We start from the raw sequence: 25061 nt of genomic DNA on the forward strand, positions 1-25061 counted from the left end.
TATAGATACGTATCCAGCCCCGCGAGGAGAGATGAATGTCTGAATATCAGAACCTCTTAGTTGCAATAGACCCCAATCAGGATGATCAGCCGGCATTACGGCGTGCGGTATATATCGTGCAACGCAATGGCGGACGCATCAAAGCTTTCTTACCTATCTATGATCTGTCATACGATATGACTACCCTGTTGTCCCCCGAAGAGCGGGATGCAATGCGTAAAGGGGTAATTGCCCAGCGTTGCGCGTGGATCAAACAGCAGGCGCGTTACTATCTGGAAGCCGGTATCGATATCGAAGTGAAAGTGGTATGGCATAACCGGCCTTATGAGGCGATTATCAGGGAAGTTGTCAGCGGTGGTCATGATTTGCTGCTGAAAATGGCACACCAGAACGATAAGTTTGAATCGCTGATTTTCACCCCGCTGGACTGGCAGCTTCTGCGTAAGTGTCCGTGTCCTGTCTGGATGGTTAAAGATAAAGTCTGGCCGGAACAGGGTTCTGTTGTGGTCGGTGTCAATCTGTCCAATGAAGAATCGTACCATGATGCACTGAATCTCAAACTGGTCTCGCTGACACAGGATCTCGCGAAACGGATTGTAAAAGACCCAGCAATTCATCTGGTCAGTGCTTATCCGGTGGCACCGATTAATATCGCTATCGAATTACCGGATTTTGACCCGAATACTTACAACAACGCGCTGCGCGGTCAGCATCTTATCGCGATGAAAGAGCTGCGCCAGCAATTCTCCGTCGGCGAAGAATACACTCATGTTTATGAGGGATTACCGGAAAAAGTGATCCCGGAAGTGTGCGGTGAGCTGAATGCCGGGGTGGTGGTATTGGGAATTATCGGCCGGACCGGTATTTCGGCTGCATTCCTCGGTAATACGGCTGAACATGTGATTGACCATCTGAAGTGTGATTTGCTGGCCATAAAACCAGACGGTTTTGTTTGTCCGATCGATACCAGTGATGATGATTAATAACAGATTAAATTATGCATAAAAAAGGCGGGAAATAATTCCCGCCTTTTTCATTTTATCCCGGATTACAGTGCGCGCAGAATAGCGTCACAGCTGGCTTTGGCATCGCCAAACAGCATCTGGGTGTTTTCTTTGAAGAACAGCGGGTTCTGAACCCCGGCATAACCGGTATTCATTGAACGTTTGAAGACAATCACGTTCTGCGCTTTCCACACTTCCAGAACCGGCATCCCGGCAATCGGGCTGTTCGGATCTTCCAGCGCTGCCGGGTTAACGGTGTCGTTCGCGCCAATCACCAGTACCACGTCAGTGTCTTTGAAATCATCGTTGATTTCGTCCATTTCCAGCACTATATCGTAAGGGACTTTTGCTTCAGCCAGCAGGACGTTCATGTGCCCCGGCAGACGGCCGGCAACCGGATGGATACCAAAACGCACTTCAATACCTTTATCACGCAGTTTCTGGGTGATGTCGTGAACCGGATACTGAGCCTGGGCTACCGCCATACCATACCCCGGGGTGATGATGACAGAACTTGCGCCTTTCAGCATTTCCGCCACATCTTCCGCGCTGATTTCACGGTGCTCGCCCTGCTCTTCATCACCGGATGAAACAGTACCGTCAGTACCGAAACCACCGGCAATGACGCTGACAAAGGAGCGGTTCATCGCCTTACACATAATGTAAGACAGGATCGCACCGGAAGAACCGACCAGCGCACCGGTAACAATCAGCAGGTCGTTGCTGAGCATAAAGCCCGCCGCCGCTGCTGCCCAGCCGGAATACGAGTTCAGCATAGAAACCACAACCGGCATATCCGCACCGCCGATAGACGCCACAAGGTGCCAGCCGAAGGCCAGTGCAATCACCGTCATCAGGATCAGCGTGAAGACCTGTAAACCGGTACTGTCCGTTTTGACAAAGGTCCATAACAGCAGGAAAGAAACAACCAGTGCCGCCAGGTTCAGTTTGTGGCGGTTAGGCAGCATCAGCGGTTTTGAGGATAATTTTCCGCATAATTTGCCGTAAGCAACAATAGAACCGGTGAAGGTCACCGCACCGATAAAGATGCCGAGGAACACTTCTGTCAGGTGAATGTTATTCATCACCGCAGAGGTCAGCGCCTGGTTGTGATCCATATAGCTGTTGAAACCGACCAGTACCGCCGCCAGGCCCACAAAGCTGTGCAGGATAGCAACCAGTTCCGGCATTTCGGTCATTTCGACTTTACGTGCCAGACGAATACCAATCACCGCACCAATCACCATGGCAACAATAATCCAGCCGATATTGGCAGAATACGGCCCGAAGATAGTGGCAACCAGCGCGATAGCCATACCGGTAATACCCAGCAGGTTACCCCGTTGTGAGGTTTCATGGCGGGATAACCCGGCCAGACTGAAAATAAATAAGATTGCGGCAACAATATATGCCGCTGTAACGACTCCGCCTGACATATTCATTACCCCTTACGAAACATTTTAAGCATACGCTGTGTGACGGTGAATCCGCCGAAAATATTGATACTGGCGATCAGTACCGCAATAAAGGAGAAGAATGTCACCCAGCCGCCGCTGCCGATTTGCAGCAGTGCGCCGACAACGATGATCCCCGAAATTGCGTTGGTCACCGCCATCAGCGGGGTATGCAGCGCATGGCTGACATTCCAGACCACGTAATAGCCGACCACACAGGAGAGTGCAAACACGGTAAAGTGGGACAGGAACTCCGGCGGAGCCACATTCGCCAGCCAGGAGAACAGGATAAACGCCAGTGCCATCAGGCCGTATTTCAGCCATGGTGACATCGGTTTTTCCGGTTTTTTCTCTGCTTTGACAGCGGCCGGTTTTGCCTGCGGCTGTGCCGATACCTGAATCGGCGGTGCAGGCCAGGTGATTTCACCGGCTTTGACGACTGTCAGACCACGGATCACCACATCATCAAAATCGATATTAATCTGACCGTCTTTCTCTTTACACATCAGCTTCATCAGGTTCACCAGGTTGGTGCCGTAAAGCTGGGATGATTGTGTGGCAAGACGTGCCGCCAGGTCAGTATAACCGATGATTTTGACGCCGTTTTCGGTGGTGTGGATTTCTCCCGGTACGGTCAGTTCACAGTTACCGCCGTTCTGAGCCGCCAGGTCAACAATCACGCTGCCTGATTTCATCGACTCAACCATTTCTCTGGTGATGAGTTTTGGTGCCGGTCTGCCCGGGATCAGTGCGGTGGTGACAATGATATCCACCTCTCTGGCCTGATCCGCGAACAGCGCCATCTCTGCCTTAATAAAGGCCTCAGACATGACTTTCGCATAGCCGTCACCGCTGCCGGCATTTTCTTCGAAATCGAGTTCGAGGAATTCGGCACCCATACTTTTCACCTGCTCTTTAACTTCAGGGCGGGTATCAAAGGCACGGACAACTGCCCCCAGGCTGCCTGCCGCACCGATTGCGGCCAGACCGGCAACACCGGCACCGATGACCAGTACTTTGGCCGGCGGTACTTTACCGGCGGCAGTGATCTGTCCGGTAAAGAAACGGCCGAAAGCATTGGCAGCTTCCACAATCGCACGGTAACCGGCGATGTTGGCCATAGAGCTGAGTGCGTCCAGCGACTGTGCGCGGGAGATACGCGGCACCGAATCCATCGCAAAGACGTTAATCCCCTGCGCGGCCAGTTTTTCCGTCAGCTGCGGGTTCTGGGCAGGCCAGATAAAGCTGACCAGAGAACTGCCCGCCTTCATCAGCGGAATTTCATCATCCTGAGGGGCGTTCACTTTAAAAATAAGGTCTGATTGCCAGGCTTCCTGTGTGCTGACAATATCAGCACCGGCTTCGCGGTAAGCGTTGTCATCAAAACTGGCAAGATGACCGGCTCCTGTTTCAACAGCCACATCAAATCCGAGTTTTTTCAGTTGTATTACTGTTGCCGGCGTGGCGGCGACCCGGGTTTCACCAGACTGTCGCTCTTTTGGTACACCAATACGCATAATGTTCCCTTATATAAGCTCAAGTGTTTTACGGATGATTGGTCAGACATGTGCGTAAAAAAACAACCATTTGCACAAATTCAGATCAAAAGCACCCTTTTATCCGATATGTCCTAATAAGCTACTGAAAAATGTGATATCGATCCATCTAATTTGTTTGCCGGATGAAATTAAAACGGCATTTATCCGACCGGAAAAATTTTTTGCCGATAAATGACTATGATTGCATAAATTTATGGTAAAAATAGCTGTATGATTAACAGTCGTTAGATTGCACGATAAATTAAAGCGACAACAAGCACAAATACATGTCATAATTGTGCGGCCAGGATATAAAATTTACAGGTTCAGCACGTTATGAATATTAATTGCGCAAGGCGGAAGGATTTTGTATGAAGCTGAAAACAACGGTCATCGCATCTGCGATGTTTTTTTCATTTACCAGTCTGCTCCCCGCTCAGGCGGCACAGGAATTAACACCGGAACAGGCCGCTCAGTACCAGCCTTTCGAGCGGATTGCAGTTACAGGGCGTTTTAATGCTATTTATGAAGCCGCAGCTGCCGTTTCGCGTAAAGCAGACAAAATGGGTGCCGATGCTTTCTATATCCAGAGCCTCGATGATCTGAACAACAACGGTAATATGCGTGTTGTTGCAGATGTTTACCACCGCGATGCACCGCCGGCCGAGAAAAAAGGCTACCGTCAGTTCCGTGGTGTTAATGAATTACCTGAAAAAGACGCGGTTGGTCTTCAGCCATTTGATACCGTGACTGTCAGCGGCTTTTTTGCCAACAGTCCTGACCTGAACGATGCTATCGCCAAAGAAGCAGTAAAAAAAGGTGCCGCTTCTTTCTTTATCGTCCGTAATATTTTCACCAACGATGGCGGAAACCAGCTGGTCACAGCATATGTCTATAAAGCCGATGCACCAAAACGTGTATTGCAGACAGAAGAAGCGCTGATCCCTGCGGATTCTGATGCCGGTCGTGCAGCACTGGCTGCCGGCGGCGAAGCAGCCAAACAGGTTGAAATCCCGGGCGTGGCCTCTTCCACTGATACCGCCGGTAATAATGTCGGTCGTTTCTTTGAAACCCAGTCTTCCCGCAGCGGCCGTTATACCGTCACTCTGCCGGACGGCACTCAGGTTCAGGAACTGAACAAAGCATCAGCCGCGGTAATGGCACCGTTTGACAGTGTCACCTTCACCGGTTACTACACCACGTCACCGGAAGTCTCCTACCAGGTTGCCAAGCGTGCAGCCGCCAAAGGGGCAAAATATTACCACATCACCCGCCAGTGGCAGTCCAGCGGCGGTAACGTAACTATCAGCGCCGACTTATACAAATAATCACGGCCTGACGGTTCACCGGAAAAAGCGTATCTCTGATACGCTTTTTTTATAGCTTCAGCCTGTGGTATTAACACTTTCACTACATTCGTCTGCCGTCGTTCTGATATACAGCAAATATGCATAATATAATGCAATTAATGCATGATTAAACATTGCATATCCCGCCGACTCTCCGTACAATCAGCGCCAATTTTTGCGTATTCAGTCAGATTGACTGCATGAATAACCTGCTTAACGCATCAGATTTACCGGGAAGGTCTTTTGGATAAAAAACTCAGTTTAACCGCGCTCACCGCTTTAGTGCTCAGTTCTATGGTCGGCGCCGGTGTGTTTAGTCTTCCGCAGAATATGGCCGAAGTGGCCAGTCCGGCTGCACTTATTATCGGCTGGTCAATTACCGGTGTCGGTATCCTCTTTCTTGCTTTTGCTCTGCTGCTGCTTTCCCGGCTGCGTCCGGATCTGGACGGCGGTATTTTTACCTATGCCAAAGATGGTTTCGGTGAACTGATCGGTTTCTGCTCAGCCTGGGGCTACTGGCTGTGTGCGGTGATCGCTAACGTCTCTTATCTGGTCATTGTATTTGCAGCGTTCAGCTTTTTTACCGATACCCCTGACAGCATTATTTTCGGTGACGGAAATACCTGGCAGGCGCTGATTGGGGAATCCATTCTGCTGTGGTTTGTCCATTGTCTGGTTCTGCGCGGTGTACAAACTGCTGCCGGTATCAATAAGCTGGCGACATTCGCCAAACTGGTTCCGCTCGGACTGTTTATCGTGCTGGCAGTGATCGCGTTCCGCTGGGATACATTCCATCTTGATTTCACCGGTGTGGATCTTGGTGTTCCGGTGTGGCAGCAGGTGAAAGATACCATGCTGATCACGCTGTGGGTATTTATCGGGATTGAGGGCGCTGTTGTGGTTTCCGCCCGTGCCCGCCGCCGTAAAGATGTCGGTCTGGCCACGATGATGGCGGTGATTTCCGCACTGACGATTTATATCCTGGTTACCCTGCTGTCAATGGGGGTTGTTGCCCGCCCGGAACTGGCAGAAATGCGCAATCCATCGATGGCGACACTGATGGTGAGCCTGATTGGCGGCAGCGGTGAGATTATTATTGCAGCAGGTCTGATTATTTCTGTCTGCGGTGCTTACCTGAGCTGGACGATTATGGCCGCGGAAGTCCCGTTTATCGCGGCACTGCATGGCTCTTTCCCGTCACCGTTCAAAAAACAGAATGCGAATAATGCCCCCTCTTCATCTTTGTGGATGACCAACGGTGCTGTACAGCTTGCACTGGTGCTGATCTGGCTCAGCGGCAGTAATTACAATACGCTGCTGACCATTGCTTCTGAAATGATTTTGGTGCCTTATTTCCTGGTCGGTGCATTTCTGGTAAAAACCGCCCTGAAAATGAAGAAACCGGCACTGCTCGGCGTAGGTATGATCGCAGCCCTGTATGGATTGTGGCTGATTTATGCATCCGGCATTATCAATCTCATGCTGTCTGTTGTGCTCTATGCGCCGGGTATTCTGGTCTTTCTGTATGCACTGAAAAACCGTGAGATAAAAACCACACTGCATTTTATCGAGTGGAGCATTATTGCTGCCCTGCTGATAGCCGCCGTTCCTGCGCTCTGGTATTTGGTGCGCTGAAGCTCCGAAAATACGAGCCGGTCACTGACCGGCTTTTTGTCTCCTCCCCCGTATCCCGCTAATTCTTTCTGCTGAACAAAGACAACGCTGATGCTTCCTGCGGGTATCTGTAATAAAACACATTGTATGTTGTAACTAAATAGGGTGGATATACGATAAATAAAAAGAAAACGGGCGATGATATGCCCGTTTGTTACTATAATCATCAATACTGGATAAATAAACAGTATACCGTAAAAACGGCACTTTACCCGCTGATTTGTTCCATTGCCTGAATAATCCGCTTATCTGAAACCGGATACGGCGTACCCAGTTGCTGGGCAAACAGACTGATGCGGAGCTCTTCGATCATCCAGCGCACGGCCTCTGCTTCCGGCCTGCGTTTCTCCACCGGCGACAGCTTGCCCTGCCACTGTTTCCACAGATTCTGAACATGCTCAATCTTACTCATGTTCGCCCTGTCGCGGTTAACATCAGACACCAGTTTTTCGATACGCCGCTCTATCCCCTGTAAGTAGCGCAGGATATCCGGCAGCCGCTGCCAGCCATGAGCGGTAACAAATCCCGGAAAGACCAGCCCGCTCATCTGTGCCTTGATATCAGAGAGTGCAAATGCCATCTGCATATCTATCCGCCCTTTCAGGCGTTTACTGATAGCAAATGTAGTAGTCAGAATCTGCTCCACCAGCTTCGCAATACCGACAACCGTTTCATTCAGCTCTGCCCGGACAAATTCCTGTAACTGTGCGAATTTATCCTCCTGCCAGACCACACCACCGTATTGCGCTATCAGTTTATCGATACCACAGGCGATACAGTCATCGATCAGATCCAGCACTTTACCGTACGGGTTAAAATACAGCCCCAGTTTGGCTTTGTTCGGCAATTTTTCATGCAGATATTTGATCGGTGACGGAATGTTCAGCAGCAGTAAACGCCGTGTTCCCGCCTGCATCGCCAGTTGCTGTTCAAATTCCGTTTCAAAGACCTTAATGCCGACACTCTGTTTTTCATCCACCAGCGCCGGGTAGGCTTTTACCGCATAACCACCGCGCTTTTGTTCGTAACAGCCGGGGATATCACCGAAACGCCAGATATGTGCACCGCTTTGTTCGATACCATCATCCACCACATCAGATAACGTCTGCTGTACCTGCTCTTTCAGGCTCAGTTTCAGTGCCTCAAGATCATAACCTTCCGCCAGTTTTTTCTGTTTATCTCCTGTGATACGGAAAGTCATTTTCAGATGTGACGGAATTTGCTCCGGCTGCCAGGATTCGCGATCAACGGTCACACCGGTCATACGGCGCAGCTCCCGTTCCAGTGCATCCAGTAATGCGCCCTGCGGCTCAGGTACCCGCTCCATAAATGCTCCCGCATAGTTCGGCGCAGGCACAAAATTACGGCGTACCGGTTTAGGCAGAGATTTGATGAGTGCGATAACCAATTCTTCACGCAGTCCCGGAATTTGCCAGTCAAATCCTTCCGGACTGACCTGGTTAAGTACCGGCAGCGGGATGTGTACAGTCACGCCATCCGCTTCCGTTCCCGGCTCAAACTGATAACTCAGACGGAATTTCAGATCCCCCTGATACCAGTAGTTCGGATAATCCTGCGCGGTCACCTGGTTCGCATCAGAGCGGATCAGCATATTTTTCTCATAATTGAGAAAATCCGGTTTCTGTAACCGTTCCCGCTTCCACCAGTTATCAAAATGCTGTGACGAGATAATATCCGGCGGCAGACGGGTATCGTAGAAACTGAACAATGTTTCGTCATCCACGAGGATATCGCGGCGCCGGGATTTGTGTTCCAGCTCCTCCACTTCGTTGCGCAGTGTCTGGTTTTCCCGGAAGAAAGCATGGCGGGTCTGCCAGTCACCTTCCACCAGTGCATGACGGATAAAGAGTTCGCGGCACAACACCGGGTCGATATTGCCGTAATTGACCGGACGTCCTGCCACCACCGGCAGCCCGTACAGCGTGACTTTTTCTGTCGCCATCACCGCGCCCTGTGATTTCTCCCAGTGCGGTTCGCTGTAGTGGTATTTCACCAGATGCGGCGCCAGCGGCTCTATCCATTCCGGTTCAATTTTGGCGGCAATACGCCCCCATAACCGGCTGGTTTCGACCAGTTCCGCCACCATCACCCATTTCGGCGGTTTCTTAAATAATCCGGAGCCCGGAAAGACAGAGAAACGTGCATTACGCGCCCCTGTGAACTCCTGTTTTTCCGTGTCTTTCTGCCCGATATGAGATAGCAGACCACTCAAAAGTGACAGATGCACGCTGCGGTAATCCGCCGGTTCGCTGTTAACCGGTATTCCCTGCTCTTTTACCACCTGACGCAGCTGGGTATACACATCCTGCCATTCACGGATACGCAGATAGTTAAGGAATTCCTGACGACACTGTTTACGCAGCTGAGAGTTAGACAGCACCTTCTGCTGCTCTTTCAGGTAGTTCCACAAATTCACAAAAGCAATAAAGTCGGATTCTTTATCCGCAAAGCGGCGGTGTTTCTCATCAGAAGCCTGTTGTTTCTCCATCGGGCGCTCACGCGGATCCTGGATAGAGAGCGCCGCGGCGATCACCATGGTTTCACGCACCGCTCCATGATTACGGGCTTCCAGTACCATCCGTGCCAGACGCGGGTCAATCGGCAGTTTTGCCAGCTGACGCCCGGTTTGTGTCAGATGATAATGCCCTTCGGCGGAGGTTTTACCGTCGATAGCACCCAGTTCTTCCAGCAGTTTTACACCATCCTGGATATTGCGTTTATCCGGCGCTTCCACAAACGGGAAAGCGGCGATATCGCCCAGCCCGATCGCCGTCATTTGCAGAATAACGGAAGCCAGGTTGGTACGCAGAATTTCCGGGTCGGTAAATTCCGGCCGTGACAGAAAATCATCCTCAGAATAGAGGCGGATGCAGATCCCGTCAGAAACACGTCCGCAGCGCCCTTTCCGCTGATTTGCCGATGCCTGAGAAATCGGCTCTATCGGCAGACGCTGAACTTTTGTCCGGTAGCTGTAGCGGCTGATACGGGCAAAACCGGTATCAATCACATATTTGATACCGGGAACTGTCAGTGAGGTTTCCGCCACGTTGGTGGCCAGCACGATACGCCGCCCGGTGTGCGGCTGAAAAATCCGGTTCTGTTCACTGTTGGATAGACGGGCGAACAGCGGCAGTACTTCGGTATGGCGTAAATCGGCTTTATTCAGAGCATCGGCGGTTTCACGGATCTCCCGCTCCCCGCTCATAAAGATAAGGATATCCCCGGCGCTTTCACGCCCCAGCTCATGTACCGCATCCAGAATGCCCTGTGTCAGATCGCGATCAGTATCGTTCTCTTCCCCCATGACCGGACGATAACGGACTTCCACCGGATAGGTACGGCCGGAGACTTCAATAATCGGCGCATTGCCGAAATGACGGGAGAATCGTTCCGGATCAATGGTTGCTGACGTAATGATCACTTTCAGATCCGGACGTTTCGGCAGCAGCTGACGCAGATACCCCAGGATAAAATCGATATTCAGGCTGCGTTCATGCGCTTCATCGATGATGATGGTGTCATATTGCAGCAGCAGCTTATCCTGCTGTAATTCAGCCAGCAGAATACCGTCTGTCATCAGCTTAATCAGTGAATTATCACCGACCTGATCACTGAAACGGACTTTATAGCCCACGGCACCGCCAAGGGGAACTTTCAGTTCATCCGCGATACGGGAAGCCACCGTTCTTGCTGCCAGGCGGCGCGGCTGGGTGTGACCGATAAATCCGGTAATACCGCGCCCGAGCTCCAGACAGATTTTCGGGATCTGCGTGGTTTTCCCGGAACCGGTTTCCCCTGCGATGATCACTACCTGATGGTCGCGGATCGCGTTATAAATGGCCTCACGCTTCTGTGAAACCGGCAGATTGTCCGGATACGTAATCTCCGGCCGGTTAGCAATACGCAGCTCAGTCCGGCTGATACCACGCAGCATCTCATCCTGTAATCCCGCCAGTACCTTCTGCTGAGATTCCGGGTTGCGGATCTTCGCCACACCCGCCAGCCGTTTACGGAACTGGTGCTGCTCCCGCAGCGATAAATGGGGGATTAATTGTTTTAATTCATTAAGAAGGGAATTCACCTTGCTGTCCTTCTGATAGGTAATAGATTGCCGTCGGTACGGTTTGACTTTTTGTGCGGCGGGTTTCCCCTTTATCATTGTTATCCCGTTTTCGGAGTAACACACACCGCCCGTCTTTATTAAACTTGCCGCATCCGGACATTGTCAGATTTTTTGATGCTATGCGCCGAATTTATCCGCTGTTCTTTATACAGCGGTTTTCTTACACTATTCACGTAATAAATCACGTAATAAATAAGCTGAATCACAATAACAAGGTTTACTATGCAAAAAGTTCTCGTTCTGAAATCCAGTATTCTTGCGGACTACTCTCACACCAACAAAATGGCGGATTATTTTATCGGACAATGGCGGAAAAATCATGCAGATGATGCGATCACTGTCCGTGACCTGAGTGCTGAGCCGGTACCGGTTCTGGATAATGAAATTGTTTCCGGCATGCATGCACCGGCAGGCGGCACCTTAACACAGCGTCAGCTGTCTGCAAATGCGTTACAGACTGAACTGATTGATGAGCTTTTTGCACACGACGTTATCGTATTCACCGCACCAATGTATAACTTCACCGTACCGACACAAATGAAAACTTATCTGGATTTCATCGCCTCTGCCGGTAAAACGTTCCGTTATACCGAAAACGGTGCCGAAGGTCTGGTGAAAGGTAAGCGGGCGATTGTCCTGACTGCCCGCGGCGGCTTCCACCGTGATCTGACTTCTGATCTGATTGTGCCGTTTATGAAACAGTTCCTGGGTTTTATCGGTATCAGTGATATTGAGTTTATTTATGCCGAGGGTGTCTCGATGGGTGAGGATTTTGCCGAAAAAGCACAGCAGAATGCCCGTCAGTGTGTTGAAGCACTTTCCGCATAACCGGATAACAACATAAAAACAAGCTGTATCATCATTAATCATCCTTGTTCCGCGCCGGGTCATCCGGCGCTTTTTTTTGCATCCGTTACTCTTTCTTCAGCCATTTACCGTTGATACCGAGCACATATTCTCCCTGCGGCGCACGGGCCACCAGTTTCTGACCGGCGATTTTTGCCACTTCTCCGGCCTTCATCCGGTTAGTTTGTGCCAGCTCTGTGTATTTTTGTGTCCGTGCCGTATTAATCTCTTTCACCAGACCACTGACATCCTGCCGTGACGACGCCTGCTCCACTGCTGCGATATAACCGCTGAATGTTTCCCCCACCAGCCCCTGCTGTTTGGCTTCATCCAGTGTCAGCGCAAACGCTGAGGTGCTGATCAGTAATGTCAGTGCGGCCAGCCCGCCGTTAATGAATTTACGCATTATTCACCTCAAAATATCGCTGAGTTATTTTTCAGCAAATCTTCAACCTGACGGTCAATTTTGACATTAATTTCATGTTCAATTTTGACGTTCATATTGATATCGATGGGTTTATCCGGTGTCGCAACCTCCACCCGGAGACACCCGTTAAGTGCGATAATCATCAGCGGTAATACCGCACCTGCTATCCATTTTTTCATTCTGACTCCGTCGGATATGACTCCTGATTCTGTGAAATACTCTTTTCCAGCCAGGCTTCCAGATTGCTGCCGAAACGCAGACTGCGCCATAGCTGAAACACATTTTCCTCATGCCGGTAATTCAGGTTTACCGCCCGCCGCGCATCCAGTACCGGATTATACCCGGAAACCACCGATGACATTGTCAGTACCCCCAGGTTGGTCAGATTAACATCCGTCCGCACCCGTTTCATCACCAGATAATCCAGCCAGTTAATGGCGGTGCCTGCTGAAATATTGTTTTCACTGACCGATGCAACAAACTGATTATCCAGATTGAGGGTCAGCGGTTCGTCGTTTTCCACCCAACCGTTATGCACAATCCACTGCGGATTATCAATATAAAACGGCAATTCCCCGCTGATACTGCCCTCAAGGGAAAACTGTGTCACCTTCAGGGTATTGATCAGCGGCCCGGTATTCAGTTTATCCAGCTTTATCACCGCTGCGGTTTTCTGCGGAATAGTCAGCGACGGCATAGTGACCTGCCCGCCCAGCACATCCAGACTGACACCGGACAGTTCCAGCGGATAGGCATCATCGTACGGATAATAACCCTGAAGATCCGCTTTAATACCGGTCACTTCAAACAGGTTATTCACCCGCGCAATACGCAGCATCACCGGGGTTTTGCTGCCGAGCTGCCAGCGGCTGTCCGCCAGACGCCACGGCAGTACAAAATCAACACCATCCACTTCGCCGTCTTTCAGCCACATCCCCGCCTGTTTGACCACCCAGTGCCCGCCGGCCACAAAACCCTGGCCCGGTGCGGCGGAATACGCTGCCTGGGCATAGAAAACGCCGTTACGCAGAGTGATCCCCAGATCAGCCGGGATCAGCGTCTGAAATGCCCGCATATCCTGCTCCGGCCAGCGTGCCTCGCCACGCAGACGAACACCATCCCAGCGGCTCCAATAGTGTATCGGCCCGATATTTTTTCCGGCTGACAGTGTTCCTTTAACTGAAAAATCGCGGGGATCACGGCCATCCAGCGCCATATCGAAAGTGGCAGACGGCAGATAACTGCTGTCCACACGGATTTTACGCGTGGTCAGCTGTACTTTACCCGACAGTTTCTGTTTCCCCTCTGTCCGGATCCAGACCAGCGGAGATAACAGTGTCAGCGCCGGGGTATCCATCGACATCATACCGTAGCGGATACCGCTGAATCCCGTATTCAGCTTTCTGATACGGATTTCCTCGTCCAGCCAGGAACCCGCACCGGAGAATGTCCAGTCTGCATTCAGCGGTTTCATCCGGCCTTTTCCCCAGATTTGCCAGTACCAGCGCCCGTTATCCGGTAAGAATTCCCGTGCCTGGCCTTTCATCTGAAAACGGTAGCGTCCCAGCTCCGGATTATTTACCGTCACAATGGCATCCAGCGGCCCGGAGATCCCTTTCTGTGACAACGAGGTTCCCGCCAGCGGCAGGCGCAGCTCTTCCACCAGAAAATCCGGGCTGAGCTGCCCGCGGGCCCGTACCAGAGCCCCGGAACGTAACCTGACCACCGGATCGGCAATCGTACCGGTCAGTACCGCAGGAACACGCCCGGCCGCCCACATATCATTATGATTGACCCGCCCGGCCAGTTCGAAAGGAACCGTAAACTCAGCCAGCGGCAGTGGTGTTTCCGGTAATTGCAGTACCATCGTGCCTTTGCCGCGTGCCCCCTGCGTGGTGACCGCAATCCGGGCACTCAGCCGCATATCTGCCGGTGGCGCCAGCCAGTTTTTCAGCTCCGCGCTGAGCGTCCCCCGCAGCGGTTGTTCCCATTCATCCCAGCGCCACTCTCCGTTTTTAATCAGAAGGCTGTCTGCGGCCGCTTCCCAGGGAATATTCAGCAGCACGTCCTGTGACCCGGCCTCACGCAGCGTCAGCGTACCCTGCCGCCCCTGCCAGTCAAAAGTCACTGCCAGCGGCTGCGGCCGGGCGGTCGTATCAACGGCAGCCTGTAACGACCCTTTCTCCGGCAGAGAGGCGGTATTCAGCGGCAGCGTCAGCGCGCCGCTGAGTGCAAATTTTTCATCACCGATCACCGCATTTAATTGCGACAGGGTTACATTCAGCTCAGGATCAATCGTCAGTTCTGCCTGAATGTTCTCTCCCTGATAACTCAGATGCTGCCCGCGTCCGGGTGTGGTTGTCAGGCTCAGTTTCCCCTGATACGCCTGCCAGGGAGCAGGAATGACTTTACCGGCGGTCAGTGTCACCGGCGGTAATTGCGACAGCAGAGCACCAATATCAACCGGTGTGCTGTTTGCTTCTTCCGGCACAGAAGGTAATTTCTGAATGCAGTCCGCATCACTGGTCACTGAACCGGCATCAATCAGCCAGCGGCCGCCGCGCTGATAATGAAGCGACAGGTTTTCTCCGCCCGCCAGCCTGCACGTATTACTGCCGATAGCTGCTTCTTCTATATAGAGACCGCCTGCAAGGATTTTTGGCTGAGAAAGTGACAGCGTCACGCCTTCCGGTAACGAGGACTTCACCACGGCGGGCAGCCAGCGCGGAATAGTCAGCCAGGCGGCAGAGAGGATAATGATCAGCAGAACAAGCAGTACCACCAGCACTTTCAGTAATTTTTTCATAGACCTCAGAGGTGCAGTTCTCCGGTTACAGTGACATCAACTAAGCGTTATACTGTAGTCAGTAAATTTCAACCCTTTCTGAACACAGGTTCACCCTATTTTGTCAGGGCTATCCGGTTTAGTGTAGCGATTTATTTTAGCAGAGGAACTCCGATGAAAATCGTCAGTTACAGTACCAAGCATTACGACAGCAAACATATGGATTTGATTAATCAGGATCCGCGCTTTCAGTATGATATCGAATATTTCGATTTCCCGCTGACACAACAGACAGCAAAAAACGCCGTGGGCGCTGATGCGGTCTGTATTTTTGTCAATGATGATGCGAACCGGGAAGTATTACAGGAACTGGCAGATCTCAATATCAGAATCCTCGCACTGCGCTGTGCCGGCTTTAATAACGTGGATTTGGCGGCCGCTCAGGAGCTTGGGATACAGGTTGTCCGCGTACCCGCCTATTCTCCGGAAGCCGTGGCAGAGCACGCCGTCGGGATGATGCTGAGTCTGAACCGCCGTATTCACCGTGCGTATCAGCGTACCCGTGATGCCAACTTTTCTCTCGAAGGCCTGACCGGCTTTAATATGCATAACCGTACCGCCGGTGTGGTCGGCACAGGAAAAATCGGGCTGGCCGTGCTGCGGATTTTAAAAGGGTTCGGTATGCGCCTGCTGGTGTCTGATCCTTATCCTAACCAGGCTGCACTGGATCTGGGCGCGGAGTATGTCGATCTGAACACGCTGTTTGCACAGTCTGATGTGATTTCGCTTCATTGTCCGCTGACACCGGAAAACCATCATCTGCTGAATGAAACCGCATTCGCCAAAATGAAAGATGGTGTGATGATCATCAATACCAGCCGCGGTGCGTTAATTGATTCCGCTGCCGCCATTAATGCCCTCAAACAGCAGAAAATTGGTGCGCTGGGTATGGATGTTTATGAAAATGAACGGGATTTGTTCTTTGAAGACAAATCGAATGATGTCATTCAGGATGATATCTTCCGCCGCCTCTCCTCCTGCCATAATGTCCTTTTTACCGGTCATCAGGCATTTCTGACGGAAGAAGCGCTGCTGAGCATCAGCGAAACCACGCTGGAAAATATCACCAGCCTCTATAACGGTGAAACATGCTGTAACGTCGTGTTACAAAATTAGCGCAATACACACAGGATATTACAATTTAATTGCCGGAATTTTATCCTGAATTCCGGCAATTTTTTTACAAAAAAACCAAAAAACATAAACTTATATGAAGTCATTAAGTTTATTCTTAATTTTGATCCTCTCAATTTTTGATGCTAACATCCTCCTCCGTTGTTTGATGAGATTTTCTCAACAATCACAGTAACTGACACACCTTTCATATCTGGTCAGATTCAGGAAGGAATATAGCCGGGATAAAAAAAAGCCCCGGAACGGGGCGGACAGGATATAGATATTGAATAATGTATTATTATTTTAATGCCTGCATTATAAAACATACTTGATAAACAAATCCTAAATAAAACGAACGTAACGAACAGATACCTTATTTATGATGAGTGGCTATTTGTTACAGTTTCGTTTAATTATATTGATGTAATATTTTAAATATAAAGTAAGCCGCAGCGATCATATACTTTAATTAACTATTAACTATCATTCGTGATGTTATCAGCTGATGTATCCCACACATTATTAATACGGGATATTTTCTGCCGGTATCGAATACAGAGAGTAAAATTATGTCTATATTAAGTCGTTTAATTTTAGTAGCAGGTATTGCATTATCTTTTGTTGCACACAGCGAGTCATTACAAGGCCAGCAAGGCGGTACAATCACATTCAACGGTCTGCTGACTGAAGCACCGTGCACCTATCAGATATCAGACAATAACGTAAATGCTGAATGTTACCGTTCCGGTGAAATCAGTAAGTTCAGCAGCCGTCTTCAGGCGGGAAATACGCTCAGCAATGACTTAATTCCGGATAATATCGGTGAGGTTAATGTTACCCCTGTTCCGTCTGATTCAGGAAAACATATCGTTACTGTAAGCTATCGCTGATTCGGCAAAGATATACAACACAGCAAATATAAAAATAACGGGATTGCTGATAATTATATCAACCCGTAAAACAAAAAATAATAACGATTGATGAAAATTAAAATCAAACACCTCCGGGTGTTTGATTTTTTCATTTATAACAACCCTCGTTATTCATTCCGCCGTCATCCGCAAAACAATCAGATTCAGCCGGTAGTGCGAATCTCAGTTGCATGATAACGTATCATTTAAATCAAGGAATTTTAATGATACCGGTAAAGGAGATAACCTCACTGATGGATAGTCATCTGACCGCTTTATTGCAGCATCTGAAAACCACCGGGCAATCCGCCGCCACTGAGACGCAAGTCACTTTTACCCGTGATGAACTGAATATGCTTATCCGTGTACTCACTGCGTATACCGCAGCACCCGCAGCCTCACTGATTATTACTGACTGTGAGTCCGGTGCCGTCAGTCATGCGATTAATTACGGCTGGAGTGAAGAGGAAAAACAACGGACGGAACAACAAGGCGGACAATATATCCCGTTGTTCCGTCATGATATCAGCGACTGATTTATTCCCCGGCCAGAGCGCGCGGGAACAATAAGTTATTTTCCAGGCTGATGTGTTCCATTAAATCATCAATAAAGGTATTGATACCGTTGTACAGTACCCGCCAGGTCGTACAGGCCTCTTCCGGCGGTGTGACATTGCCGGTGATAAACTTAATCACCTCCACAATATCCCCCGCATCATCGTGTTCTGCTTCCATCACCTGTACCGGCCCTGCCGCCTGCGGCCCCATACCGTTGCAGATCATCGGAAACAGGACCTGCTCCTCTTTCATCATATGGGAAGTCAGTTCATCATGCAGTGCGGTCAGTTGCCGGGCCAGCCCTTTCGGTACGCTGGCTTTGGCCGCATGTACCCGCTCCACTTTTTCAGCCTGTAAAATCAGTTCCGGTAACTGAGCCCGGTGGCGATCGTGATAACGGGTAATAATAAAGGCGATAATGTCGTTCAGCGGGGCTTTCCGCCAGTCCTGCGCCGGTGCTTCATCTTTCAGGGCGAGTAACGCCTGTTCAATTTCATCAATATTCAGGGATTTTTTCTCTGCCGCTTTTTCCAGGGTGCGCTTGCCCCCGCAACAGAAATCCAGATCATAACGGCGGAACAGTGCTGATGCCCCGTTCACAGACAAAGCCAGTTCACCCAGGGTTTTTTCACGTAATGTCATTTTTATTACCTCAGAATTCAGTCAGAAAACGTGATGATCAGTGCTGCGGCAGTTGGCGTAACAGCGAAAAAGCGTCACTGAGTTTCTCTTCCGTTACCGCAAACGCATGCAGATTTCCGGCGCTGTCATGGCCTTTGGCGGTCATCCCGCTGCGGCTGATATCAATGCTCCACTGCAGATCCGGATGATGGAAATCCCCGGCAAGCTGTACCGGCAGATCCGGCGTTTTCACCCGGATAAGCATCGGCGGCAGTGCCAGTTTTCCCTGCCCGCCGGTCAGATTTTTCGCCAGGCAAACAGCACTGAGCATAATCGGCTGCAGATACTGCATGACTTTACCGTCAATTTCCGCACAGTCGCCGAGGGCATAAATGTCCGGGTCGGATGTCTGTAATGCACTGTCAGTCACAATACCGCGCCGGACAGTCAGCCCGGCCATCTCTGCCAGTGAGGTATCCGGTTTCAGGCCGGTGGCGGCAATCACCACATCCGCACGGGTTATACAGTCATGATCAAAGCGGGCTTCGGTGCCGTCTTCCGTTTTTATCAGTGACTGCAATTGTGTTCCTGTCAGTACCCGTACCCCGGAGGCAGACAGGGTATGGCGCAGACGACTGCTGAGCTCTGCCGGCATCAGTGATGATAAAATGCTGGCGGCCATATCGGCCAGAATGACGGTTTTACCGGCCCGGCAGAAATCCATCGCCAGTTCAGTACCGATAAGACCGCTGCCGAGGATCAGTACCCGCTGTGCGCTGCGCAGTTGTGTTTCGTGCTGCTGAAAATCTTCGCGGCTGTTCAGTGTCACCATCAGTTCATTACCGGGCACCGGCGGGCGGCACGGCGTTGCCCCGGTTGCCAGCACCAGCTTGTCATAGTGCCATTGCTGCTGATCACTGCCGATAAGATGCTGTTGTGTATCAATACTGCTGACCCGGGTATGCGGGAACAGCGCCACATTATATTGCTGTGCGAATGCCTGCGCTGTTTGCTTTGTCAGATCAGCCGCACATTGATTCTGACTGATCACATGGCTTAAATCCGGTTTGTTGTACTCATCGATACTATCTGCCGCAATCACTGTCAGCGGTACCTCTGTATCGGTTTTACGGATATTTTTTACCAGCTGGCGGGCAGCAAAGCCCCCGCCGATAATCACAATACCTGCACTCATACCGCCTCCGTTGCCAGGATATCAAACACGTCTTTGCCGAGAGAGCATTCCGGACACAGGAAATTATCCGGCACGCAAGACCACGGCGTACCCGGTGCCACATCCTGCATCGGCTCACCTTTTTCCGGATCATAAATCCACTGGCATACGCTGCACTGCATGCACGGTCCCAAATCCTGCGAAGTTACATTAGTGACACTGTCACATGGTTTTACTTCTTCTGTTTCAGCTGCAATTGCTGCCGGTGGCGGTGTGACCGCTTGTGGTGCCGGTGCCGCCGGTCTGCTGACAGCCGGTAATATCCCGGTGGCCCACTGGCGCGCCAGGTCGCGTCCGTACTGACGGCACTCTTCCAGTGTATTCAGATCAGGGCGCCATTTTGCTTTCATCGACATGGTGGTTTCAAAACCGGCATCCATCAGCCGGGTCTGCACACGGTCAACCGCACCGCCATTCCAGCCGTAACTGCCGAAAGCGGCTGCTTTTTTATTGCGGAACCGCAGACCGGTTAATTCTTCCAGCATGGCTGCAATTTTCGGCATCATGACATTATTCATCGTGGATGAGCCCACCAGCGCTCCTTTTGAACGGAAAACACTGGTGATAATGTCATTCTTGTCGCTGCGGGCAACGTTAAAGATTTTCACCGCCACATCCGGGTCCGCTTCATTAATACCCTGAGCAATCGCATCCGCCATCATGCGGGTGTTGTTGGACATGGTGTCGTAGAAAATGGTAATACGATCTTCCTGATAATCTGCCGCCCATTTCAGATACCACTCCACGATTTGGGTCGGATTATCACGCCAGACCACGCCGTGTGACGTCGCAATCATATCCACCGGCAGCCCGAAGCCGAGGATTTCAGTAATTTTCGGTGTCACCAGACGGCTGAACGGCGTCAGAATGTTGGCATAGTAACGCTGGCACTGTTCAAACAGCTCGGTCTGATCCACTTCGTCATTAAACAGGCGTTCATCACAATAGTGCTGACCAAACGCATCATTACTGAACAGGATGGCATCACCGGTCAGGTAAGTCATCATGCTGTCCGGCCAGTGCAGCATCGGGGTTTCAACAAAGATCAGTTGCTTGCCGTTGCCGATATCCAGCGTATCCCCCGTTTTTACCACATTAAAATTCCATTCAGGATGATGATGATGACCGTTAATGGAATCAATGGCATTTTCAGTACAGTAGATCGGCGTATCCGGAATCGCCGCCATCAGCTCGGTTAATGCCCCGGCGTGATCTTCCTCCGCATGGTTAATCACAATGTAATCAATATCGTTCAGGTCGATTTGTGTCTGTAAATGCTGCACAAACTCACGGCTGAATTTGTGGTCAACCGTATCAATCAGGACATTTTTTCCTTCGCGGATCAGATAGCTGTTATAACTGCTGCCGAGCAGGGTTTTATATTCTGTTCCGTGGAAGTCGCGTACTTCCCAGTCACGTTGTCCGACCCAATGCACATTATTTTTTACATGAATAGCCATTTGATATTTACCTTCTGTTTTTATGCTTCGTTACAGAGAGATAATCAATTTGCGTGCCAACTTTTACTTCGTTGTTTTATAAGGATTTTAAATTTCAGCGCAAAAAATACATGTCAAAATGACTATGCAATTGACTGTCAATATGACATTGTACTGTCTTAATGACATTGCATTGCCATCACGACAGCGGAGGACAGCATGGGATTTTCAGTCGACGTACTCACCGGCATTGCTATTGCCTTACAGCGGGATATCGGCCATCAGGATCGCTTTCAGCGCCTGGTGTCCACACTGCGCCGGGTGCTGAATTGTGATGCGGCCGCACTGCTGCGCTATGAATCACATCAGTTTATTCCGCTGGCGATTGACGGGCTGTCGCCGGATGTTCTCGGCCGTCGTTTCCGGCTGGAAGCGCATCCCCGGCTGGAAGCAATTGCCCGCGCCGGGGATATTGTCCGTTTTCCGGCTGACAGCCACCTGCCCGACCCTTATGACGGGCTGATCCCGGATCATGTCCATCTGAAAGTTCATGCCTGCGCCGGTCTGCCGCTGTTTGCCGGACAAAATCTTATCGGCGCCCTGACACTCGACAGCCTCGCACCGGATCAGTTTGATACGTTCAGTGATGAGGAATTGCGGCTGATTGCCGCCCTGACCGCCGGGGCGCTCAATAATGCCCTGCTGATAGGTCAGCTTGAGGCTCAGCAACTGGCTTTCAGTTCCTCCGCCGGGCTGGCGGCCGGTAAAACCGGCGGGCAAACCGATATTATCGGCCTGTCGCCCTGCATGATGCAGTTAAAGAAAGAGATAGCTATTGTGGCCGGTGCTGATATGAATGTGCTGGTCAGCGGTGAAACCGGCACCGGTAAAGAGCTGGTGGTGCAGTCCATTCACGAATTATCCGCCCGCCGTGATCACCCTTTGGTTTATCTTAACTGTGCGGCCCTGCCGGAAACCGTCGCGGAAAGTGAGCTGTTCGGTCATGTCAAAGGCGCATTTACCGGGGCTATCAGCAACCGCAGCGGGAAATTTGAAATGGCGGATAACGGTACGCTGTTTCTGGATGAAATCGGTGAGTTATCACCAGCCTTACAAGCCAAACTGCTGCGGGTATTACAGTACGGTGATATCCAGCGGGTTGGCGATGACCGGCCGCTGCGGGTGAATGTCCGCGTGCTGGCGGCGACTAACCGGGATTTGCGGGCTGAAGTCGCGGCCGGTCATTTCCGGGCTGACCTCTTTCACCGGCTCAGTATCTTCCCGTTACAGGTACCGCCGCTGCGGGAACGTCATGAAGACATTCTGCTGCTGACCGGCTATTTCTGCGAACGCTACCGTCAGACATTCGGTCTGCCGCAGGTGGTAATAAGCCCCGCGTTACGCCTGGCGCTGCTGCACTACCACTGGCCGGGCAATGTGCGGGAGCTGGAACATGCCGTGCACCGCGCCATTGTTCTGGCACGGGCCACCGGCAGCAGTGATGAGCTGCTGTTGCAGCCTCATCATTTTTCACCGGAGGAAACCGCAGAACCGGCTGCCAGCCATCAGCTTCCCGCTGAAGAAGCCGATCAGGATCTGCGCAGTGCCACCGATACCTTTCAGGCGGGACTCATCCGCACAGCCCTTGCCCGCAGTGACGGCAGCTGGGCAGCGGCAGCCCGCAGTCTCGGGATTGATGCCGGAAATCTGCACCGGCTGGCAAAACGTCTGGGGCTGAAATAATCCACGGACGGGACTTTTTGACAAATGTCATAGGGTCAGCCGCATTTTCTGCACTATGTTATGCCCTCAAATGAAAATGATAACCATTCTATTTAAGAGGTCAGGGATAATGCAGAACAGACTCACCCGCCGCAGGCTGACACACTGCCTCGCGCTCTCACTCACTGCCGGTGTCACCGCTGCGGCTGCGGCACCCGCACCGGACACCATTGTTGTCACCGCCGGAAAACAAAGCCGTCTCGCACCGGATGCCGCTCAGGAACGAGAGAAACTGGAAAATGTCGCGGGCGGCACCAACCTGATTATGGTCGAAAAAGATACCCGCCTGGCCACACTGCATGATGCGCTGGATTATCAGCCCGGTGTACTGGTACAGAATTTCTTCGGTGGTATCGACCAGCCGCGTCTGAATATCCGCGGCTCCGGGGTACAAAGCGCGCCGCTGGCACGCGGTATTTTACTGATGCAGGACGGATTGCCGGTCACCGATGCTGACGGCAGTTTCCATATCAGCACTCTGGAAATGCGGGATGCACGGATGATCAGCGTCCGGCGTGGTGCAAACAGCCTTAATCCGCAGAGTAACAGCCTGGGCGGTGAGCTGGATCTGATCTCCTATACCGGCCGCGACGAAGGCGGACGTTTACGCTATGAATACGGGTCGCATGGCCGTGAGGGCCTGCAAACCGCATTCGGCGGCGTATCGGATGACGGCCGTTTTGACGGGCGTATCAATTTCACTTACGACCATTTCGACGGTTATCGTAAACATTCCTCATCACAACGCAAAACGGTACGCGGTAACTTTGGTTATACCGGCGATAACTTTGAAAACCGCACTTCTCTGAACTGGACAGATCTGCGTTTTGATGTCGCAGGCCCGGTTTCCGAAGCGGTGCTCGACAGTGATCCGACTGAAGTTTACCCGATGGTCTGGCTGCGCGACCCGCACCGTAATGTGGAGCAGTTCCGTGCGGCCAACCGTTCTGACTGGCAGATTGATAATCAGCGCATCAGTGCCGGTGTCTGGTATATCCGCACCCATGATAATTTCACTACCCCTGCCTATTACCGTTTCAGTCAGAGCCACAGCGAAGGGATGCAACTGAGCTGGCAGATGGAAACCGAACCGGTTTCCTGGCGGACAGCACTGGCAGCCGATCATATGAGTCTGGAAACTGATCTGATGCAGAACCGGCGCGGCACACCGATGGACAAAACGCCAATCGGGAAATTTGACGGCAAAGCAGACAATATCTATGCCTCTGCCGGTGCCGGTATTCATCTGACACCGGATCTGACACTGAATCTGGATCTCAAAGCCACACATGCCCGGCGTGATACGGAAAAACGGAACAGTTCCGTTTCACTGGATCAGAGCTGGACATTCTGGACACCGAAAGCCGGTGTTATCTGGCGTCCGGCGGATAATCAGCGCTGGTTTGCCAACGTCAGCGCCAGTCAGGAACCTGCGACGTTCCATGAAATTATTAACTCCTCAGACGGTCGCCTGACAAAACTGGACCCGCAGAAAGGCGTCACTTTCGAAATCGGCGGCGATGGTGATTTTACTGAACAACTGAAATGGAATGTGGCGCTCTACCGCAGTTTCATTAAGGATGAATACATCACAACCTATGATTCAGAAGGTAATATTACCGGGGTCTTTAACTATGCCGCCAAAACCCGCCATCAGGGGCTGGAAGCCGGTATTAACGGCGTGATCCCGGCAGGTCCGGGTGATGTGGAATATAAACTGGCCTGGACCTGGAATGATTTCCGCTTTATGGGCGGTGAGTATAACGGCAATTATATCGCCGGCATTCCGCGTAATATTGTCTCGGCGGAAGTACTGTACCGAATCGGCGACTGGCGTTTCGGCCCGAATATTCACTGGGCACCAACCGATATGGCTGTCGATCACGAAAACCACCTCGATATTCAGAAACGCAAACACTATGCCGTGCTCGGTCTGCGGGGCACTTACCAGCCTGCGGATAACTGGTCACTCTATATGTCGGTGGATAACCTGACCAACGAGCACTACGCCACCACGTCAGTGGCGAACCGTTCGGTTACAGCCAAAGACAGTACGCTGTTCCCGGGGATGGGATTCAGTGTCAACGGCGGTATTACGTATAATTTCTGATCACATAAT

General features: G+C 51.2%; 18 protein-coding genes. 9 read left to right on the forward strand and 9 right to left on the reverse strand.

The window, feature by feature from the left end:
* The first annotated feature begins 35 nt into the window (after positions 1 to 35).
* Positions 36 to 983, forward strand: a complete 948-nt coding sequence (gene uspE / locus R5268_RS04700) for a universal stress protein UspE (RefSeq protein WP_107679104.1) — start codon at positions 36 to 38, stop codon at positions 981 to 983.
* A gap of 65 nt (positions 984 to 1048) precedes the next feature.
* Here the strand turns inward: uspE and pntB are convergent, their stop codons facing one another.
* Together pntB and pntA are read right to left on the reverse strand one after the other, a co-directional pair.
* On the reverse strand, positions 1049 to 2440 hold the full coding sequence (gene pntB / locus R5268_RS04705; protein WP_046892650.1) for a Re/Si-specific NAD(P)(+) transhydrogenase subunit beta: 1392 nt from the start codon (positions 2438 to 2440) through the stop codon (positions 1049 to 1051).
* 5 nt (positions 2441 to 2445) lie between these two features.
* A complete protein-coding gene (pntA, locus tag R5268_RS04710; RefSeq protein WP_218455556.1) occupies positions 2446 to 3975 on the reverse strand; it encodes a Re/Si-specific NAD(P)(+) transhydrogenase subunit alpha in 1530 nt (509 codons plus the stop codon).
* Positions 3976 to 4367: 392 nt separating this feature from the next.
* Here pntA and ydgH point away from each other — a divergent pair, with 392 nt between their 5' ends.
* Both ydgH and R5268_RS04720 read left to right on the forward strand, forming a co-directional pair.
* Positions 4368 to 5324: a DUF1471 family protein YdgH gene (gene ydgH, locus R5268_RS04715; protein WP_052927805.1), complete on the forward strand. Its 957-nt coding sequence runs from the start codon at positions 4368 to 4370 to the stop codon at positions 5322 to 5324.
* 264 nt (positions 5325 to 5588) lie between these two features.
* Positions 5589 to 6980 carry an amino acid permease gene (locus tag R5268_RS04720; RefSeq protein ID WP_046892154.1) on the forward strand — a complete coding sequence of 464 codons (1392 nt, stop codon included), beginning with the start codon at positions 5589 to 5591 and terminating at the stop codon, positions 6978 to 6980.
* Positions 6981 to 7227: 247 nt separating this feature from the next.
* On the opposite strand, the gene hrpA is transcribed toward R5268_RS04720, so the two are convergent.
* Positions 7228 to 11199, reverse strand: a complete 3972-nt coding sequence (gene hrpA, locus R5268_RS04725; protein WP_410795821.1) for an ATP-dependent RNA helicase HrpA — start codon at positions 11197 to 11199, stop codon at positions 7228 to 7230.
* Positions 11200 to 11385: 186 nt separating this feature from the next.
* On the opposite strand from hrpA, the gene R5268_RS04730 reads away from it, so the two are divergent.
* The gene (locus tag R5268_RS04730; protein ID WP_046892156.1) at positions 11386 to 11991 is read left to right on the forward strand and encodes an FMN-dependent NADH-azoreductase; all 606 of its coding nucleotides are present in this window, start codon (positions 11386 to 11388) and stop codon (positions 11989 to 11991) included.
* Between the two features lie 85 nt (positions 11992 to 12076).
* Here R5268_RS04730 and R5268_RS04735 read toward each other — a convergent pair whose 3' ends face one another.
* Genes R5268_RS04735 through R5268_RS04745 form a run of 3 tightly spaced genes read right to left on the reverse strand, consistent with a single transcriptional unit; the run spans position 12077 to position 15242 of the window.
* A complete protein-coding gene (locus R5268_RS04735; protein ID WP_182107073.1) occupies positions 12077 to 12415 on the reverse strand; it encodes a YdbL family protein in 339 nt (112 codons plus the stop codon).
* A gap of 8 nt (positions 12416 to 12423) precedes the next feature.
* Positions 12424 to 12615, reverse strand: a complete 192-nt coding sequence (locus tag R5268_RS04740; protein ID WP_004237534.1) for a YnbE family lipoprotein — start codon at positions 12613 to 12615, stop codon at positions 12424 to 12426.
* Complete coding sequence (locus R5268_RS04745) at positions 12612 to 15242, reverse strand: YdbH family protein (protein WP_317418842.1); 2631 nt, start codon at positions 15240 to 15242, stop codon at positions 12612 to 12614. Before R5268_RS04745 ends, R5268_RS04740 begins: the two co-directional genes overlap by 4 nt.
* A gap of 153 nt (positions 15243 to 15395) precedes the next feature.
* Here R5268_RS04745 and R5268_RS04750 point away from each other — a divergent pair, with 153 nt between their 5' ends.
* From R5268_RS04750 to R5268_RS04760, 3 genes are all read left to right on the forward strand, one after another.
* Complete coding sequence (locus tag R5268_RS04750; protein WP_052927802.1) at positions 15396 to 16397, forward strand: 2-hydroxyacid dehydrogenase; 1002 nt, start codon at positions 15396 to 15398, stop codon at positions 16395 to 16397.
* A 569-nt stretch (positions 16398 to 16966) separates the two neighbouring features.
* Positions 16967 to 17287: a hypothetical protein gene (locus R5268_RS04755; RefSeq protein ID WP_317418843.1), complete on the forward strand. Its 321-nt coding sequence runs from the start codon at positions 16967 to 16969 to the stop codon at positions 17285 to 17287.
* 275 nt (positions 17288 to 17562) lie between these two features.
* A complete protein-coding gene (locus tag R5268_RS04760) occupies positions 17563 to 17844 on the forward strand; it encodes a hypothetical protein (protein WP_107679172.1) in 282 nt (93 codons plus the stop codon).
* Between the two features lies 1 nt (position 17845).
* On the opposite strand, the gene ytfE is transcribed toward R5268_RS04760, so the two are convergent.
* From ytfE to norV, 3 genes are read right to left on the reverse strand one after another with little or no spacing between them, the layout of a single operon-like run.
* Positions 17846 to 18508, reverse strand: a complete 663-nt coding sequence (ytfE, locus tag R5268_RS04765) for an iron-sulfur cluster repair protein YtfE (RefSeq protein WP_046892160.1) — start codon at positions 18506 to 18508, stop codon at positions 17846 to 17848.
* A gap of 37 nt (positions 18509 to 18545) precedes the next feature.
* Entirely contained in the window at positions 18546 to 19682 is a 1137-nt protein-coding gene (norW, locus tag R5268_RS04770) for an NADH:flavorubredoxin reductase NorW (RefSeq protein WP_317418844.1), read from the reverse strand.
* Positions 19679 to 21181 carry an anaerobic nitric oxide reductase flavorubredoxin gene (gene norV, locus R5268_RS04775; RefSeq protein WP_317418845.1) on the reverse strand — a complete coding sequence of 501 codons (1503 nt, stop codon included), beginning with the start codon at positions 21179 to 21181 and terminating at the stop codon, positions 19679 to 19681. The genes norW and norV overlap by 4 nt, the downstream gene beginning before the upstream one ends.
* A gap of 198 nt (positions 21182 to 21379) precedes the next feature.
* Here norV and norR point away from each other — a divergent pair, with 198 nt between their 5' ends.
* Entirely contained in the window at positions 21380 to 22903 is a 1524-nt protein-coding gene (gene norR, locus R5268_RS04780) for a nitric oxide reductase transcriptional regulator NorR (protein ID WP_317418846.1), read from the forward strand.
* 109 nt (positions 22904 to 23012) lie between these two features.
* Positions 23013 to 25052 carry a TonB-dependent receptor family protein gene (locus R5268_RS04785; RefSeq protein WP_218455549.1) on the forward strand — a complete coding sequence of 680 codons (2040 nt, stop codon included), beginning with the start codon at positions 23013 to 23015 and terminating at the stop codon, positions 25050 to 25052.
* Positions 25053 to 25061: the final 9 nt, after the last annotated feature.

Origin of the sequence: Morganella sp. BCCO 40_0007 (genome assembly GCF_032989665.1) — a bacterium.
In the GTDB taxonomy this organism is placed as follows: domain Bacteria; phylum Pseudomonadota; class Gammaproteobacteria; order Enterobacterales; family Enterobacteriaceae; genus Morganella; species Morganella sibonii.